The organism is Lacisediminihabitans sp. (assembly GCF_036569425.1).
Lineage (GTDB): Bacteria > Actinomycetota > Actinomycetes > Actinomycetales > Microbacteriaceae > Lacisediminihabitans.
Genome location: NZ_DATCQQ010000003.1, coordinates 13,343 through 30,331, shown reverse-complemented (window position 1 = coordinate 30,331; position 16,989 = coordinate 13,343). Strand labels below are relative to the sequence as shown.

The window sequence follows — 16,989 nt, the reverse complement described above, 5'->3', positions numbered from 1 at the left end:
GGGTGGCCTACTTCGCGGGAGTGAACTCCCGTCGCGACTTCACCGGGATGAGCAGCAGCAGGCCGAGGAGCAGCACGATCACGATGCCCAGCATGCCCCAGTACTGCGCGCCCGCGACCGCGACGAAGGTGGAGAACAGGAGGGGAGCGAGGAAGCTCACCGCGCGGCCGGTCGTGGCGTAGAGGCCGAAGACCTCGCCCTCGCGGCCCGCCGGGGTGATTCGGGCGAGGAAGGTGCGGCTGGCCGACTGGGCCGGCCCGACGAAGAGGCAGAGGATGAGGCCGCCGATCCAGAACGCGCCGGCGCCCAGGTCGTGGGCGAGGAAGACGCCGATCCCGGCCAGGATCAGGCCGACCAGGGAGACGACGATCACCGGCTTCGCGCCGAATCGGTCGTCGAACAGCCCCGAGATGAAGGTGCTCACGCCGGCCACGACGTTGGCGGCGATCGCGAAGATGATCACCTGGCCGCTGGAGAACCCGAAGGTGCCCTGGGCGAGGATTCCGCCGAAGGTGAACACCCCGACCAGCCCGTCGCGGAACAGCGCGCTCGAGATGAGGAAGAGCACGGTGTTGCGGCTCTCCTTCCACAGCGTGGCGACGTCCCGCACCAGCACGACGTAGGACTGGAAGAACCCCACCCTCACCCGTCGGTTGCTCGCCTCGATCTCGGGCACGGTGAACAGGATCGGCAGCGAGAACACGAGCGTCCACGCCGCGGAGATGACCGCGATGATGCGGATGTTGAGGCCGTTGTCGTGCGAGACGCCGAGGAAGCCCCCCGAGCTCTCGGTCAGCCCGACCAGCCCGAGCAGCACGAACAGCAGCAGCACGATCCCGCCGAGGTAGCCGGCGCCCCAGCCGAGCCCGCTCACCTTGCCGACGGTGCGCGGCGTCGAGACCTGGATGAGCATGGCGTTGTAGTTGACGGTGGCGATCTCGTAGAAGACGGTGCCCACAGAGATGAGCACCACCCCGAGGATGAAGTAGGCCGGCTTTCCCTGCACGAAGAAGAGCAGCGCGGTCGCGATGACCACGACCCCCGTGTTGATGGCGAGCCAGAGCTTGCGACGGCCGGAGGCATCCGTGCGCTGGCCGAGCACCGGCGCGAGGAGGGCCACGATGACGCCCGCGGCCGCGAGCCCGAAGCCGAGCCCGGAGGTGAGGGAGGCCTGCGCGGTGGTGAAGGCCGCGTGCGCCGGGCCCGTCAGGTCGACCTCGGCGTCTCTCGCCGCGGTGATGGCTGGGCCCACGAAGTAGCTGCTCGTGAGGTATACCGTGAAGACGAAGGTGGTGATGACGGCGTTGAAGGCCGCGCCACCCCAGTCCCAGAACGCCCAGGCCACGACCCAGCCGCGCGGGATCTTCTTGCCGGACTGTAGGTCGAGACCGGCGACCGGGGTCGCGGCGATGTTGGCTGCTGGCGCGCCGGGTGTCGTGTCCGTCATGGTTCACAGGGTAGTGGCGGCACGCGAACAACGCGCGAACTGGCCGCCACCCTCCTCAAAACGCAGGACATCCGAGGTCAATCGGGCTGATTCGCGCCGGATGTGGCGCTCCGGGCGCGAATCTCCTGCGTTTTCGGGGCGGTGAGATTCGCTCCCGATCGGGGTGGGCGGATGAGACCAGGAACCGCCGCGCCCGGCCCGCTCCGTCCCTGCCCGAAACTGAGAGTTGAGCGGGATTGACTCAAGTTTTTGCCCGGGAACTTGACAATGAAATCCGCAGGTTCCAAACTTGAGCACGTGAGACTCAAGTCTCGCCGCGAACTTCGACGTACGAACCCGCGAAACCCCGCGCGAACTGACGCACAGCACCAAGGAGAAAGAGCACATGGCTCGAGCAGTAGGCATTGACCTGGGAACCACCAACTCGGTGGTCTCCGTTCTCGAAGGTGGAGAACCCACCGTCATCACGAACGCCGAGGGCTTTCGCACGACCCCCTCCGTCGTGGCCTTCACCAAGGATGGCGAGGTGCTCGTCGGTGAGACCGCGAAGCGCCAGAACGTCACCAACGTCGACCGCACGATCTCGTCGGTCAAGCGCCACATGGGCACGGACTGGACCGTCGACATCGACGGCAAGAAGTACACGCCCCAGGAGATCTCGGCCCGCATCCTCGGCAAGCTCAAGCGCGACGCCGAGCAGTACCTCGGCGACACGGTGACGGATGCGGTGATCACCGTTCCCGCCTACTTCAACGACGCCGAGCGCCAGGCCACCAAGGAGGCCGGTGAGATCGCCGGACTCAACGTGCTGCGCATCATCAACGAGCCGACCGCGGCCGCGCTCGCCTACGGCCTCGACAAGGGCAAGGAAGACGAGCTCATCCTCGTCTTCGACCTCGGAGGCGGAACGTTCGACGTGTCCCTGCTCGAGGTGGGCAAGGACGACGACTTCTCCACCATCCAGGTGCGCTCGACCGCCGGCGACAACCGCCTCGGCGGTGACGACTGGGACCAGCGCGTGGTCGACCACCTGATCAAGCGCTTCAAGGACTCCACCGGCGTCGACGTGTCGAAGGACAAGATCGCCAAGCAGCGCCTCAAGGAGGCCGCCGAGCAGGCGAAGAAGGAGCTGTCGAGCTCGATGAGCACGAGCATCCAGCTCCCGTACCTTTCGCTCACCGAGAACGGCCCGGCCAACCTCGACGAGACCCTCACCCGCGCCAAGTTCGAGGAACTCACCTCCGACCTGCTCGAGCGCACCAGGAAGCCGTTCCAGGATGTGATCAAGGAGGCCGGCATCAAGGTCGCCGACGTCGCACACGTGGTGCTGGTCGGCGGCTCGACCCGCATGCCCGCCGTGGTCGAGCTGGTCAAGCAGCTCACCGGCGGCAAGGACCCGAACAAGGGCGTCAACCCGGATGAGGTGGTCGCCGTGGGCGCCGCCCTCCAGGCCGGCGTGCTGAAGGGCGAGCGCAAGGACGTCCTGCTCATCGACGTGACCCCCCTGAGCCTCGGAATCGAGACCAAGGGTGGCATCATGACCAAGCTCATCGAGCGCAACACGGCCATCCCGACCAAGCGCAGCGAGACCTTCACGACGGCCGACGACAACCAGCCGTCCGTGGCGATCCAGGTGTTCCAGGGCGAGCGCGAGTTCACCCGCGACAACAAGAACCTCGGCACCTTCGAGCTCACCGGCATCGCGCCGGCCCCCCGCGGCGTTCCGCAGGTCGAGGTCACCTTCGACATCGACGCCAACGGCATCGTGCACGTGTCCGCGAAGGACAAGGGCACCGGCAAGGAGCAGTCGATGACGATCACGGGAGGCTCATCCCTCTCCAAGGACGACATCGAGCGCATGGTCCGCGAGGCCGAGGAGCACGCCGCGGAGGACAAGGCCCGCCGCGAGGCGGCCGAGACCCGCAACACCGCCGAGCAGCTCGCGTACTCCACCGAGAAGCTCATCAAGGACAACGCCGACAAGCTGCCGGACGACGTCAAGACCGAGGTGCAGGCGGATGTCGACGCGCTCAAGAGCGCCCTCGCCGGCGACGACGAGACGGCCGTGAAGACCGCGTTCGACACGCTAAGCGAGAGCCAGCAGAAGATCGGACAGGCCATCTACTCCCAGGAGCAGGCGGCGGCCTCCGAGCCGGCCGCGTCGGACGAGGCCCCCAAGGAGGCCCCGGCCGATGACGAGGACATCGTCGATGCCGAGGTTGTGGACGACGAGCCTGAGGAAGGCAAGAAGTAGTCATGGCCAACAAAAAGAATCCGAATCCCCCGGAGGGCGAGGGCGGCAAGGACGGCAAGGACGGCAAGGACGAGCCAACCACGCCCGAAACGCCGGGTGAGGAGATTATCGAGGCCGAGGGGCCGGACATCGAGACGTCGTTCACCGACGAGGATCTCGCCTTCCTCACCGGCCAGACGGCCGAGGCACCGGCGGCGAGCAAGAACGTGGACGTGGCGCTCGAGCACCTCGCCGACCTCAAGCGCGTCCAGGCCGAGTTTGCGAACTATCGCAAGCGCGTGGACCGCGAACGGGCGGCAAGCCGCGAGGTGGTGATCGCCGAGGTCGTGAAGAGCCTGCTCCCGGTGCTCGACGACCTCGCGCTCGCCGAGGCGCACGGCGACCTGGAGGATGGGCCGATGGCCGTCATCGCCCAGAAGCTGCGCGCCGGTCTCGACAAGTTCGGGCTCTCCCTGGTGGGGGCGAAGGGCGACGTCTTCGATCCGCACCTGCACGAGGCGCTCGTGCAACTGCCGACCCCCGACGTGACGGTCAACACCGTCGCCGACGTGATCGCCCCCGGCTACAAACTCGGCGAGCGGCTGCTGCGTCCGGCGAAGGTCGCCGTCTCTGTTCCGGCGGAATAGCGTGAACGGGGCGGTGGGCATGCCCGCCGCCCCGTGAGCGTGCGGGAAGGTCAGTCTCTGTGACAATCGATCACAGGAAGTTTCAGCAGGGAGGCGCCCATGGCCAGCCAGGACTGGTTCGATAAGGACTTTTACGCCGTGCTCGGCGTGTCCAAGGACGTCTCGGCGGCCGATCTCAAGAAGACGTACCGCAAGCTCGCCCGCAAGTACCACCCCGATTCAAACCCGGGTGACGCGCCGGCCGAGGCGAAGTTCAAGGAGATCAGCGAGGCGCACTCCGTGCTCGGTGACCCGGAGCAGCGCAAAGAGTACGACCAGATGCGCGCGATGGGCCCGGGTCGGCCGCGCTTCACGTCCGGCGGCTCCGGCCAGGCCGGCGGATTCGAGGACGTGTTCGGCGGCATGTTCGGACAGGGCGCACAGCGAGGCACATACACGCCGAGTGGCGCCGGTGCCGGCGGCTTCGACGACATCTTCGGCGGCCTGTTCGGCGGCGGAAGCTTCGGCCAGTCGAGCGGCGGCTTCCGCGGGACGGCCGGCCCGACCAGGGGCCGGGACCTCGCCGCGAGCACCACCCTCGACTTCGTCACGGCGATCAACGGCGACACGGTGAGGCTGCAGCCCGCCGAGGGCAAGCCGATCAGCGTCAAGATTCCGGCCGGCGTGAGCGACGGCCAGAAGATCCGCCTCAAGGGCAAGGGCGAACCGAGCCACGACGGGGGCGCCCCGGGCGACCTCGTGCTCACGATCACCGTGCGGCGTCATCCGGTGTTCGAACGCGACGGTCTCAACCTGCGGGTGGATGTGCCGGTCACCTTCACCGAGGCGACGCTCGGCGCGACGATCGAGGTTCCTACTCTCGCCGCCGAACCCGTGAAGCTGCGGGTGGCGCCCGGCACCCCGAGCGGCCGTGTGCTGCGCGTGAAGGGCCGCGGTGTCACCTCCACGAAGGGCGTCGGCGACCTGCTCGCCACGGTGCAGGTGGCCGTTCCGGCCCACCTCACCACCGAGGCACGCGAGGCGCTCGAGAAGTTCGCCGCCCTGCAGCCGGCCGAGAACCCCCGTGCCGAGCTGATCGACAAGGCGAGGAGGGGCTGACCGTGGAGTCGACGGACCCGGTGTTCGCGATCGCGATCGCCGCGGAGCTCGCGGGGATGCATCCGCAGACGCTGCGCCAGTACGATCGGCTCGAATTGGTGATTCCGCAGCGCACGTCCGGGCAGTCCCGGCGGTATTCGATGCGCGACATCGACCAGCTGCGGGAGATCGCGAGACTCGGCGCCGAGGGAGTGAGCCTCGAAGGCATCCGGCGCGTGCTCCAACTCGAAAACCAGGTCGCCGCCCTCGGCCGTCGCGTTCGCGAGCTCGAGCACGCCCTCGCGGACGAGATGATCTCCCGACCGGGGCAGCGCGTGTTCGCCGCCGGCGAGTCGGGGGACGTCGTGTCGATCCGGGCGGGAACCCGTGCGCGTCGCAACACCCAGGTGGTGGTGTGGCGGCCCCTCGGCCATGACTGATTCGCCCCTGGCAGATTCGCCCGTGGCTGATTCGCCCCTGGCAGATTCGCCACTGACTGATTCGCCACTGTGCCATTCGCACGACTCGTCGAACGAAGGAATCCGCATCATGTCCGAATCGTCTCCGCATCAGGCCGTCTACGCGCCGCGTGCCGTTCGCCCTCCGCTCACCGCCGAAGCGAAACGCGGGACCGTGATCGCCGGGGCGCTGGGGTTCGTGCTGCTCGGCCTCGGGTATGCGATGGTCGCGCTTCCCATCGCCCTCGCGCTGATCGTGGCGTTCGTCTCGCTGATCGTGCGCTGGGTCAGCGCGTCCGCCTCCTCGCGGAATACCGGGTTCGACGAGTTCGTCTCCGGGCTCAACCTCGCTCCGTGGATCGTTCCGCTGGTGCTGATCGTGGTGGTCGGCGTCGTGCTGATGATCGCCGCCATCGTGCTGAGCGCGCGCGTGCTCGCCGCCCACCAGGTGCGCCGACCGTGGGCGGTCACCTGGGCCGGCGCGGGAATCGCCATCGTCGCCTCGTGGTTCGTTTCGGGCATCCTCGGCTTCGTCACCCGGCTCGCCGTGGTCGGCGTGTCGTGGGGTTCGCCGTCCTGGGGCGAGGGGGTAGTCGCCGTCGTGGTTGTTTCCGCCGTCGTCAGCCTCGCCTCCAGTGCCGCGATCGGCTGGCTCAGCTGGTGGTGGATGGCGTACGCCATGCGCCCGGCGGTTCCCGTCGCCGCTACCCCGATCGCGGCCAATGCCTGACAACGACGCTCGCCAGTGTGATCTCGATTCTTTGCGTCGCTGGCCAGACGTGGAGGCGCCCAACCTGTTCGCCGTGGATGCGAGCGACCGGCTCATCCTCGATGAGGCAGCCGAGGCGGTCTCCGCCGCGGCGCCCGGCACCGTCGTCGTGATCAACGACCACTACGGGGCGCTCGCGATCGGCGCCGCGGCGAACCTCGGCGCGACGGGCGTGCGCGTCTTCCAGGACGGCCTCGTGGGGGAGGCGGCGCTGGCCGCGAACGCGCGCGGGGTCACGACCGAGCTGACGAGCCTGCCGCTCGGCGAAGCGCTGCTCTCCGGTGCGACCGTCGTGCTGCTGCAGGTGCCGCGTTCGCTCGCCGAGCTCGCCGAGATCGCGGGCGAGGTCGCCCGCTGGGCAGACCCGTCCGTCGTCGTCTTCGCCGGCGGACGCATCAAGCACCTCTCCCTGACCATGAACTCCGTGCTCACGAAGCACTTCGGCCGGCTGGATGTCTCCCTCGCGCGTCAGAAGTCCCGGGTGCTGATCGCCCGCGAGCCTCTCGCGGCGGAGTCGGAGTTCCCCGTGCGCGAGTACAACCAGGAGCTCGGACTGTGGGTGTGCGCCCACGGCGCGGTGTTCGCCGGCGCGAAACTCGACCTCGGCACCCGGCTGCTGCTCTCGGTGCTCGACGGCGCGCTCCCCGACGCGGCTCGTGTCCCGGGCACAGTCGCCATCGACCTCGGCTGCGGCACGGGCATCCTCGCGGCCTCGCTCGCGCGATCACGCCCGGGCATCTCGGTGATCGCCACCGACCAGTCGGCCGCGGCAGTGGCATCCTCCCTCGCCACCATGGAGGCGAACGGCCTCGGCGACCGGGTCTCGGTGGTGCGCGACGACGGGCTGAAGTCCCAGCCTGATTCGAGCGCCGACCTGATAGTGCTGAACCCCCCGTTCCACGTGGGGGCGACGGTGCACACCGGTCTCGCCGACCGCCTGTTCCGGGATGCCGCCCGAGTGCTGCGACCCGGCGGGGAGCTCTGGACCGTCTACAACTCGCATCTCGCCTATCGGCCGACACTGCAATCGGTGATCGGCTCTACCCGCGAGGTGGTGCGCAACAACAAGTTCACGGTCACGTCCTCGCGCAGGCGTGTCCCCCCGACCGCTGGTGAAGTGAACTTGAGTCCGGTAGCCTCAAGTTTGGAAAGGTAGTACCCATGGCCAACATGCAGGGCGCCCCCGGCTCCGACGAGGAGCAGCAATCCGCGCTCGAAAAGTACGGTGTCGACCTCACGGCGATCGCCCGCACCGGCAAGCTCGACCCGGTGATCGGTCGCGACGCCGAGATCCGCCGGGTGAGCCAGGTGCTCACCCGTCGCACCAAGAACAATCCAGTGCTCATCGGCGAGCCCGGCGTCGGCAAGACCGCCGTCGTCGAGGGTCTAGCGCAACGGATCGTGGCCGGCGACGTCGCCGAATCGCTCAAGGGCAAGCGGCTCGTCTCGCTCGACCTCGCCGCCCTCGTCGCCGGTGCCAAGTACCGCGGCGAATTCGAGGAACGCCTCAAGGCCGTGCTCAAGGAGATCAACGACGCCGACGGCGAGATCATCACCTTCGTCGACGAGCTCCACACCCTCATGGGCGCGGGCGGCGGGGAGGGCTCGGTCGCGGCATCCAACATGCTCAAGCCCATGCTCGCCCGCGGCGAACTGCGCCTGATCGGGGCGACCACTCTCGACGAGTACCGCGAATACATCGAGAAGGATGCCGCGCTCGAGCGCCGCTTCCAGCAGGTGTTCGTGGGCGAGCCGAGCGTCGAAGACACCATCGCGATCCTGCGCGGGCTCAAGGAACGCTACGAGGCCCACCACAAGGTGGCGATCGCCGACACCGCCCTCGTGGCCGCCGCCGCGCTGAGTAACCGCTACATTTCCGGCCGTCAGCTGCCTGACAAGGCGATCGACCTCATCGACGAGGCGGCGTCCCGACTGCGCATGGAGATCGACTCGGCCCCGGTGGAGATCGACGAGCTGCGCCGAAGAGTCGACCGGCTCAAGCTCGAGGAGCTCGCGCTCAAGAAGGAGAAGGACGAGGCGAGCAAGCAGAGGCTCGAGAAGCTCCGCTCCGACCTGGTGGAGAAGGGCATGGCGCTCAAGGAGCTGCAGGACCGCTGGGAGAAGGAGCGCGCGGTGCTCAACCGCATCGGCGAGCTCAAGGAGAAGCTCGATGCGGCCCGCATGCAGGCCGAGCGGGCCCAGCGCGAAGGCAACCTCGAGAAGGCCTCCCGGCTGCTCTACGGGGAGATCCCGGTGATCGAGCGGGAGCTCGCGGAGGCGGAGAAGTCCGGGGCCGGCACTCCGCTGATGGTCAACGACCAGGTGACGGCGGAGGACATCGCGGCCGTGATCGCCATGTGGACGGGCATCCCGGTCGGCCGGCTCATGCAGGGCGAGACGGAGAAGCTGCTCGGCCTGGAGGGCGAGCTCGGCAAGAGGCTCGTCGGGCAGAAGCGTGCCGTGCGTTCCGTCGCCGAGGCCGTGCGGCGTTCGCGGGCAGGCATCGCCGATGCCGACCGCCCGACCGGGTCGTTCCTCTTCCTCGGCCCCACCGGCGTCGGCAAGACGGAACTCGCGAAGGCGCTCGCCGAGTTCCTCTTCGACAACGAGAAGTCGATGATCCGCATCGACATGAGCGAGTACGGCGAACGCCACTCGGTCGCGCGGCTGCTCGGTGCTCCTCCCGGCTACATCGGCTACGAGCAGGGCGGCCAGCTCACCGAGGCCGTGCGGCGTCGCCCGTACTCGGTCGTGCTGCTCGACGAGGTGGAGAAGGCGCACAGCGACGTCTTCGACGTGCTGCTGCAGGTGCTCGACGACGGGCGCCTCACGGATGGCCAGGGCCGCACCGTTGACTTCCGCAACGTGATCCTCATCCTCACCTCCAACCTCGGCAGCCAGTACCTCGTCGACCAGACGCTGAGCCTCGAGGCGAAGGAGGACGCGGTCAACGCGATGGTGCGCCAGGCGTTCAAGCCGGAGTTCCTCAACCGGCTCGACGACATCGTGATCTTCTCGGCGCTCACCATGGACGACCTCGCCCAGATCGTTGAGCTCTACATCGACCGGCTGTCGAGGCGGCTGCAGGACCGTCGCCTCGAACTCGCGGTGACCCCGGATGCCCGGGCCTGGCTCGCCGAGCGCGGCTACGACCCGATCTACGGTGCCCGGCCCCTTCGCCGGCTCATGCAGCACGAGATCGACGACAAGCTCGCGACGGCGCTACTCAGCGGGGAGATCCGCGACGGCAACACGGTGCTCGTCGACCTCGACTCCGACCACGACACCCTGAGCATCCGCAAGGCGGAGTAGGCCAGGCTCTCGGCTCTCGGCTCTCGGCTCTCGGCTGGAGGCCGGGGGTCTGGCCGGTTCGAATAAACTCGAATCATGCGCGCAACAGTGATTCACGGCGAACGGGATGTCCGACTCGAGGAGGTCGCGCAGCCGCGGCTGTCGACCGGCGGCGACGCGATCGTGCGCGTGATCGCCTCCTGCGTGTGCGGCTCGGACCTGTGGCCATACCGCGGCGTGACGCCCACGAATCATCCGCACCGCATCGGGCACGAGTTCGTGGGAATCGTGGAGGAGGTCGGGCCGGACGTCGTCACGGTCAGGCCGGGTGACTTCGTGATCGCGCCGTTCTACGACTGCGACATGACCTGCGTGAACTGCCTCAACGGGGTGAGCACCTCCTGCCTCAACGGCGGCTGGTGGGGTGCCGACGACCGCCTCGGCGGTTTCGCGGACGGCGGACAGGGCGAGTTCGTGCGCGTGCCGCACGCCGACGGATCCCTCGTCGCGACGCCGGGCCAGCCGGATGCCTCCCTCATCCCCGGTCTGTTGAGCCTCGCCGACGTGATGGGCACCGGGCACCACGCCGCCGTCTCGGCCGGTGTCACCGTCGGCAGCACCGTCGTGGTGGTGGGCGACGGCGCGGTCGGCCTGTGCGCGGTGATCGCCGCGAAGCGCCTCGGCGCCGCGCGAATCGTGTCGATGTCCCGGCACCCGCAGCGCCAGGCGCTCGCCCGTGAGTTCGGAGCCACGGATATCGTGGAGGAGCGCGGGGACGAGGGCGTCGCCCGCATCAAGGCCATGTTCGACGGCGTCGGAGCGGACTGCGTGCTCGAGTGCGTCGGCACGAGCGAGTCGATGGACCAGGCCATCCGCTCCACCCGTCCGGGCGGCACGGTCGGCTACGTCGGCGCCCCGAGCGGCGGGTCGGCGCTGCCGATCGGTCCCCTCTTCAACTCCAACATCGGGGTGAACGGCGGCGTGGCCCCGGTGCGCAACTATGTGCAGGAACTGCTGCCCGAGGTGCTCTCCGGCGCGATCGACCCCGGCCGGGTCTTCGACCTCGAGCTCCCGCTCGCCGAGGTCGCCGAGGCCTACGCGGCCATGGACGAGCGCCGCGCGATCAAGGTGCTGCTGCGGCCGTAGCCTCGGGCGGCCTTAGCCTCCTGCTGCCTTAGTTTTCCTGCGGCCTCAGCATTGGGCAGCCCCAGCCCCAGCCCCGACCTCAGCCCTAGCCTCCCGCGACCTTACGCCGAGAGCTCCTCGGTGATGGCCGCGACGAACGCGTCAACGTCGGCCTCCGTCGTGTCGAAGGCGGTCATCCAGCGCACCTCGCCGCCCGCGCGGTCCCAATCGTAGAAGCGGAATCGTTCGCGGATGCGGTCGGCCGCGTCGTTGGGCAGCACCGCGAACACGGCGTTGGCCTGGGTCTCCTGGCTGAAGGAGAGCCCGCCGATGGCGCCGGCGGCGATCTCGCTCTCGAGCGAGCGCCGAAGGTGGGCCGCCATCGCGTTGGCGTGGCGCGCCGAATCGAGCCACAGGTTGTCGGCGAGCAGTGCGATGAGCTGCGCGGAGACGAAGCGCATCTTCGACGCGAGCTGCATGTTGAGCTTGCGCAGGTAGATCAGGCCGTCTGACGCTTCCGGATTGAGCGCGACGATTGCCTCGCCGTAGAGCACGCCGTTCTTGGTGCCGCCGAAGCTCAGGATGTCGACCCCGGCATCCGTGGTGAATTCGCGCAGCGGCGCGCCGAGGGCGGCCGCGGCGTTGGAGACGCGGGCGCCGTCCATGTGCAGCTTCATGCCGAGCGAGTGGGCGTGGTCGGCGATGGCGCGCACCTCGTCCACGCCGTACAGCGTGCCGAGCTCGGTCGTCTGCGTGATGCTCACGGCGAGCGGCTGCGGGCGGTGCTCGTCGCCCCAGCCCCAGGCCTCGCGGTCGATGAGGTCGGGGGTGAGCTTGCCGTCCGGCGTCGGGATCGTGAGCAGCTTGAGGCCGCTGATCCGTTCGGGCGCCCCGCCCTCGTCGGTGTGGATGTGGGCGGTGCTCGTGGCGACGACCGCGCCCCAGCGAGGCAGGATGCTGGTGAGCGCCGTGACGTTCGCTCCGGTGCCATTGAACACCGGGAAGGTCTCGGCCTGGTCGCCGAAGTGCAGCTTCATCACGTCCTGCAGCCGAGCGGTGTAGACGTCTTCGCCGTAGGCGATCTGGTGGCCGCCATTGGCCTCCGCGATCGCGGCGATGACCTCGGGGTGCGCGCCGGCGTAGTTGTCTGAAGCGAAGCCGCGGTAGTTCTCGTCATGGAGTTTCACGACACCAGTCTCTCGCGTTCGGCGGGTCTACTGAGCCGCCCGGGTGCGCAGTCTGCCTCGGCTGGTTCCCGTTGTGCAGGACAGCGGGTTCCCGTTGTGCAGGACCGCTGTCTAGCGTCGCCATCCTCTGCAGACTCTGGTTGTGCAGGACGGCGGGTTCGCTTTGTGCGGGACGGCGGGTTCGCGTTGTGCAGGACCGCTGTCTAGCGTCGCCATGCTCTGCAGACTCTGGTTGTGCAGGACACGGTCTGCAGGACGCCTCGTTGCCGGTTGTGCAGGACGCCCAGTCGCCGGGGTGTCCTGCACAACGGGAGTCTGCGGGGTGATGGGGTGATGGGGTGTGGTGCGTGGGGTGTCCTGCACAACGGGAGTCTGCGGGGTGACGGGGTGACGGGGTGACGGCGGGGCGCCGGGAGGGCGCGGACGGCGGGGCGCCGGGAGGGTGCGGCGGCGGCGAGGTGTCGACGCGTACCGAAAACGGCTTGCCTTGCAAACTAAACCGGTATAGAGTCACCCTAAACCGGTTAAGGTTTGCCGGAAACTCAGCGCGGAGGCCCCATGACGACACGACCGACGATCGCGGACGTGGCCCGCGAGGCCGGAGTGAGCAAGGGACTCGTGTCCTTCGCCCTCAACGATCGCCCCGGCGTCGCCGCCGAAACCCGCGACCGCATCCTCTCCGTAGCCAACGCGCTCGGCTGGCGGCCGAGCGTTCGCGCCCGATCCCTCAGCACCGACCGGTCGTTCGCTCTCGGCCTCGTGATCGCCAGGGACCCCGAGATCATCTCGAGCGACCCGTTCTTCCCGGCCTTCATCGCCGGCATCGAGGGCGCGCTCGCCCCCGCCGGCCAGGCGCTCGTCGTGAGCATGGTGTCGAACGAGGAGGCGGAGGTCGCGAGCTACCGCCAGCTCGCCGCCCACGACCGGGTCGACGGCGTGATCCTCACCGACCTTCGTCGCGACGACCCCAGAATCGCCCTGCTCGAGGAGCTGCGTCTCAAGGCGGTCACCCTCGGGCACCCGGATGTGGAATCCAGTTTTCCCGCGGTGGCCGTGGACGACGGGCCCGGCATCCGCTCCGCCGTCGAGCACCTCGCCGAACTCGGGCACCGGCGCATCGCGCATGTTGCCGGCCCGTCGTCGATGTTGCACGGCGACCGTCGCAGCCGATCCTTTGTCGACGCCCTTCGCGGCCTCGGCCTCGCGAGCGAGCTCGTGGTCGAGACCGACTTCAGCGCGGCGGGCGGCGCCGAGACGACCGCGGCGCTGCTCGACCTCGACGAGCCGCCGACCGCCATCGTCTTCGCGAACGACCTCATGGCGATCGCCGGTCTCGGGGTCGCCCAGCGGCGTGGTCTCCGGGTGCCGGACGACCTCTCCATCACCGGATTCGACGGCAGCGACATCGGCGCGTACCTCTACCCGTCGCTCACTACGGTGACCACCCCCGTGCTCGAGTGGGGCCGTGCCGCCGCCGAGCTGCTGCTCAAGTCGGTAATCGGCGACGACGACGTTCACGACATCGAACTCCCGGCGGCCCAGCTGCTGGTGCGGATGTCGACAGCACCACCCAGGACCATTCGATAGCACCGCCCAGACCATCCCTTCCATCACCGCAACAACACCGACGGCGAAGTCGCAGTCGGACAACTGAAAGGAAACGACTGTGCAAAGACGAACAGTCATCGGAGCGTCCGTACTTCTGGCCGCGGCGCTCGCCCTCACCGCGTGCAGCGGGGGAGCGACGACCAGCTCCACGGCCAAGCGCGGGCCCATCACTATCTGGTACTCCAACAACGAGCAAGAGGTTGCCTGGGGCAAGCAGATGGTGGCGGCGTGGAACGCCACACACCCCAAGGAGCAGATCAAGGGCCAGGAGATCCCGGCCGGCAAGAGCAGCGAAGAAGTGATCGGCGCCGCAATCGCCGCCGGTAACGCGCCCTGCCTCATCTACAACACGGCGCCCGCCGCCGTTGGCCAGTTCGAGAAGCAGGGCGGCCTCGTCGACCTGTCCAAGATCTCCGACGGCGACGCCTACATCGAGGCACGCAGCGGAAAGGTGGCCGACCAGTACAAGAACGCCGCCGGCGACTACTTCCAGATGCCCTGGAAGTCGAACCCCGTCGTGATCATCTACAACAAGGACATGTTCGCCAAGGCGGGCCTCGATCCCGAGAACCCGAAGCTCTCCACCTACGCCGACTTCATCGACACGTCGAAGAAGCTCGTGGCCGCTGGGGTCTCCAAGGTGGCCATCCAGCCGGCCCCGACCAGCGAGTTCTTCCAGACCCAGTTCGACTTCTATCCGCTCTACGCCGCTGCGACGAATGGCAAGCAGATTGTGCAGGGCAACAAGTCGACGTTCGCGAACCAGGCCGGCTACGACGTGGCCGACTTCTGGCAGACGATGTACAAGGACAAGCTGTCGAGCCCCGAGCAGTACACGGGAGACTCGTTCGCGTCGGGCAACTCGGCCATGGCCATCGTCGGCCCATGGGCCGTGTCCGTCTACAAGGACGTGAACTGGGGATCGGTGCCGGTACCCACCAAGGACGGCACGCCAGCCAACAAGACCTGGACGTTCAGCGACGCCAAGAACATCGGACTCTACTCCGCCTGCAAGAGCCAGGGCACGGCGTGGGATGTGCTGAAGTTCTCGACCAGCAAGGCGCAGGACCAGAAGCTGCTCGAGCTGACGGGACAGATGCCGCTTCGCAAGGACCTGCAGTCCACGTATGCGAGCTACTTCGAGAAGAACCCCACATACAAGGCGTTCGGCGACCAGGCCTCGCGCACGGTAGAGGTGCCCCCTGGCCCGAACACCGTCGAGATGCTCCAGGCCTTCCGTGACGCGTGGACGAAGACCGTCGTCACCGGTAGCGGCGACGTGAAGAGCGCCTTGAAAGGGGCCGCTTCGAAGATCGACACGATCGCGAAGCAGAAGTAGTCATGACGACCACCCTGACGCCTCCGGCGGTCTCACGACCGCCGGGGGGCGGCAAGTCCACCCGACGCCGGCGCTTCCTCGGCAAGAATCCCCTCGGCCTGCTGTTCAGCGCGCCATACCTGGTGTTCGTCATCCTGGTCTTCGCGTATCCGCTCATCTACTCCGTGTGGATCTCGTTCCATGACTTCTTCTTCGCGGCTCCAGGGGCGCAGGTGGATCGTCCGTTCGTGGGATTCGAGAACTACATCACGGCGTTCACCGACCAGGCGGTCATCCGCTCGTTCGGCAATGTGGGCATCTTCCTGTTGATCAATGTGCCGCTGACGGTGGTGCTGTCGCTGCTGCTGGCGAGCGCGCTGAACAAGGTGACGCACCTCCGGGCATTTCTCCGGGTGAGTTTCTACGTGCCGTACCTCACCGCGAGCGTCGCGGTGGTCGCCGTCTGGCTCTTCCTCTTCAACGGCAACGGCATCGTCAACCAGGTGCTCGGTCCGCTGGCGCCGAGTCCGTCGTGGCTGGTGAACGAGCACTGGGCGATGCCTTCCATCGCGCTGTTCGTCACCTGGAAGCAGCTCGGCTTCTACATCCTGCTCTACCTCGCGGCGCTCCAGGCGGTGCCGAACGAGCTCTACGAATCCGCATCCACCGACGGGGCCGGTGCCGTGCGCAGCTTCTTCTCGGTGACGGTGCCGGGCGTGCGACCGGCCACAGTGCTCGTGTTGCTCGTCTCCACCGTGACCGGGGCGAACCTGTTCACCGAGCCGTACCTGCTCACCGGAGGCGGTGGACCCAACGGGGCATCCGCCTCACCGGTGCTGATCATGTATCAGGACGGCCTCCAGCAGGGTCACCCGGATACCGCGGCCGCCATCGGCGTCGTACTGGTCATCGTGGTGCTGGGCATCGCCTGGCTGCAGAACCGCTTCGCGGGAGGGAATGACTGATGGCAAAGCAACTGTTCTCACACACGCGGATGTCGCGTCCGCAGTACATCCTTCGGGGCGTCGTGCTTGCCATCGGCGCTCTCGCCTTCCTCTTCCCGTTCTACTACATGGTGATCGGATCGCTGCAGGCGAAGCCCGACCCGTCGGTGGCCGGGGCCTTCCCCAATCTCGCCAACATCACGGGCGAGAACTACGTGCAGATCAACGACCGGATCAATCTGTTCCGGGGGCTGCTCAACTCGGGCATCTTCACCGGCGGAGTGCTGATCGGAACGATGGTCTTCGGGCTGCTCGCCGGGTATGCCCTCGCGGTGCTGCAGTGGCGGGGTCGCGGGGTCACCTTCGCGCTCGCGCTGCTGGTGCAGGTCATCCCGTTCCAGTTGCTCATGATTCCGCTGTACGTGCTCATCGCGCGGGACTACGGACTCGCCGACAACTACCTGGGCATGATCCTGCCGTTCTTCATCAACTCCACGGCGGTCGTGATCTTCCGGCAGTACTTCCTGCAGCTGCCGATGGAGCTGTTCGAGGCGGCGCGGATCGATGGGGCGAGCGAACTCCGGCTGCTCTGGGGAATCGCGATTCCCCTGGTGCGTCCCGCGCTCATCACCGTGGTGCTGCTGACCTTCATCGGTCCGTGGAACGAGTTCCTCTGGCCGTTCCTCGTGACCAAGGAGTCGAGTCTGCAACCGCTCGCCGTCTCCCTCGCCAACTACATCTCCAACGTCGCAGCGTCGGCGTCAAATCCGTTCGGCGCCACTCTCGCGGGTGCCGTCGTCCTCGCGGCGCCCGTCGTCGTCTTGTTCATCGTGTTCCAGCGGTACTTCGTCTCGACCAATATCGGTTCGGGCGTGAAAGGTTGAC

14 protein-coding genes are annotated in these 16,989 nt (G+C 67.8%); 12 read left to right on the top strand and 2 right to left on the bottom strand.

The window, feature by feature from the left end:
• Positions 1 to 7 precede the first annotated feature (7 nt).
• The gene (locus VIM54_RS00225) at positions 8 to 1,447 is read right to left on the bottom strand and encodes an MFS transporter (RefSeq protein WP_331898134.1); all 1,440 of its coding nucleotides are present in this window, start codon (positions 1,445 to 1,447) and stop codon (positions 8 to 10) included.
• A 385-nt stretch (positions 1,448 to 1,832) separates the two neighbouring features.
• On the opposite strand from VIM54_RS00225, the gene dnaK reads away from it, so the two are divergent.
• The 8 genes from dnaK to VIM54_RS00185 all read left to right on the top strand — a co-directional run bounded on the left by dnaK (position 1,833) and on the right by VIM54_RS00185 (position 11,068).
• Positions 1,833 to 3,701 carry a molecular chaperone DnaK gene (gene dnaK / locus VIM54_RS00220; RefSeq protein WP_331898133.1) on the top strand — a complete coding sequence of 623 codons (1,869 nt, stop codon included), beginning with the start codon at positions 1,833 to 1,835 and terminating at the stop codon, positions 3,699 to 3,701.
• Positions 3,702 to 3,703: 2 nt separating this feature from the next.
• The gene (locus VIM54_RS00215; RefSeq protein WP_331898132.1) at positions 3,704 to 4,327 is read left to right on the top strand and encodes a nucleotide exchange factor GrpE; all 624 of its coding nucleotides are present in this window, start codon (positions 3,704 to 3,706) and stop codon (positions 4,325 to 4,327) included.
• Positions 4,328 to 4,426: 99 nt separating this feature from the next.
• Positions 4,427 to 5,425, top strand: coding sequence for a DnaJ C-terminal domain-containing protein (locus VIM54_RS00210; protein WP_331898130.1), 999 nt, complete (start codon positions 4,427 to 4,429; stop codon positions 5,423 to 5,425).
• Between the two features lie 2 nt (positions 5,426 to 5,427).
• Positions 5,428 to 5,844, top strand: coding sequence for a heat shock protein transcriptional repressor HspR (locus VIM54_RS00205; protein ID WP_331898129.1), 417 nt, complete (start codon positions 5,428 to 5,430; stop codon positions 5,842 to 5,844).
• Positions 5,845 to 5,953: 109 nt separating this feature from the next.
• Positions 5,954 to 6,592 (top strand): hypothetical protein, encoded by a 639-nt coding sequence (locus VIM54_RS00200; protein WP_331898127.1) that lies wholly within the window; start codon positions 5,954 to 5,956, stop codon positions 6,590 to 6,592.
• A complete protein-coding gene (locus tag VIM54_RS00195; protein ID WP_331898125.1) occupies positions 6,585 to 7,787 on the top strand; it encodes a class I SAM-dependent methyltransferase in 1,203 nt (400 codons plus the stop codon). Before VIM54_RS00200 ends, VIM54_RS00195 begins: the two co-directional genes overlap by 8 nt.
• Before the next feature lie 5 nt (positions 7,788 to 7,792).
• A complete protein-coding gene (locus VIM54_RS00190) occupies positions 7,793 to 9,943 on the top strand; it encodes an ATP-dependent Clp protease ATP-binding subunit (protein ID WP_331898123.1) in 2,151 nt (716 codons plus the stop codon).
• Between the two features lie 75 nt (positions 9,944 to 10,018).
• Complete coding sequence (locus VIM54_RS00185; RefSeq protein ID WP_331898121.1) at positions 10,019 to 11,068, top strand: zinc-dependent alcohol dehydrogenase family protein; 1,050 nt, start codon at positions 10,019 to 10,021, stop codon at positions 11,066 to 11,068.
• 101 nt (positions 11,069 to 11,169) lie between these two features.
• Here VIM54_RS00185 and VIM54_RS00180 read toward each other — a convergent pair whose 3' ends face one another.
• Positions 11,170 to 12,234 carry a low specificity L-threonine aldolase gene (locus VIM54_RS00180; protein WP_331898120.1) on the bottom strand — a complete coding sequence of 355 codons (1,065 nt, stop codon included), beginning with the start codon at positions 12,232 to 12,234 and terminating at the stop codon, positions 11,170 to 11,172.
• Between the two features lie 558 nt (positions 12,235 to 12,792).
• Between VIM54_RS00180 and VIM54_RS00175 the strand changes: the two genes are divergently transcribed.
• From VIM54_RS00175 to VIM54_RS00160, 4 genes are all read left to right on the top strand, one after another.
• Positions 12,793 to 13,821 carry a LacI family DNA-binding transcriptional regulator gene (locus tag VIM54_RS00175; protein ID WP_331898119.1) on the top strand — a complete coding sequence of 343 codons (1,029 nt, stop codon included), beginning with the start codon at positions 12,793 to 12,795 and terminating at the stop codon, positions 13,819 to 13,821.
• 79 nt (positions 13,822 to 13,900) lie between these two features.
• Positions 13,901 to 15,181: an extracellular solute-binding protein gene (locus VIM54_RS00170; protein WP_331898117.1), complete on the top strand. Its 1,281-nt coding sequence runs from the start codon at positions 13,901 to 13,903 to the stop codon at positions 15,179 to 15,181.
• Positions 15,182 to 15,183: 2 nt separating this feature from the next.
• Complete coding sequence (locus VIM54_RS00165; RefSeq protein WP_331898115.1) at positions 15,184 to 16,125, top strand: sugar ABC transporter permease; 942 nt, start codon at positions 15,184 to 15,186, stop codon at positions 16,123 to 16,125.
• A gap of 29 nt (positions 16,126 to 16,154) precedes the next feature.
• Positions 16,155 to 16,988, top strand: coding sequence for a carbohydrate ABC transporter permease (locus VIM54_RS00160; RefSeq protein ID WP_331898193.1), 834 nt, complete (start codon positions 16,155 to 16,157; stop codon positions 16,986 to 16,988).
• The last annotated feature ends 1 nt before the right edge of the window (position 16,989 follow it).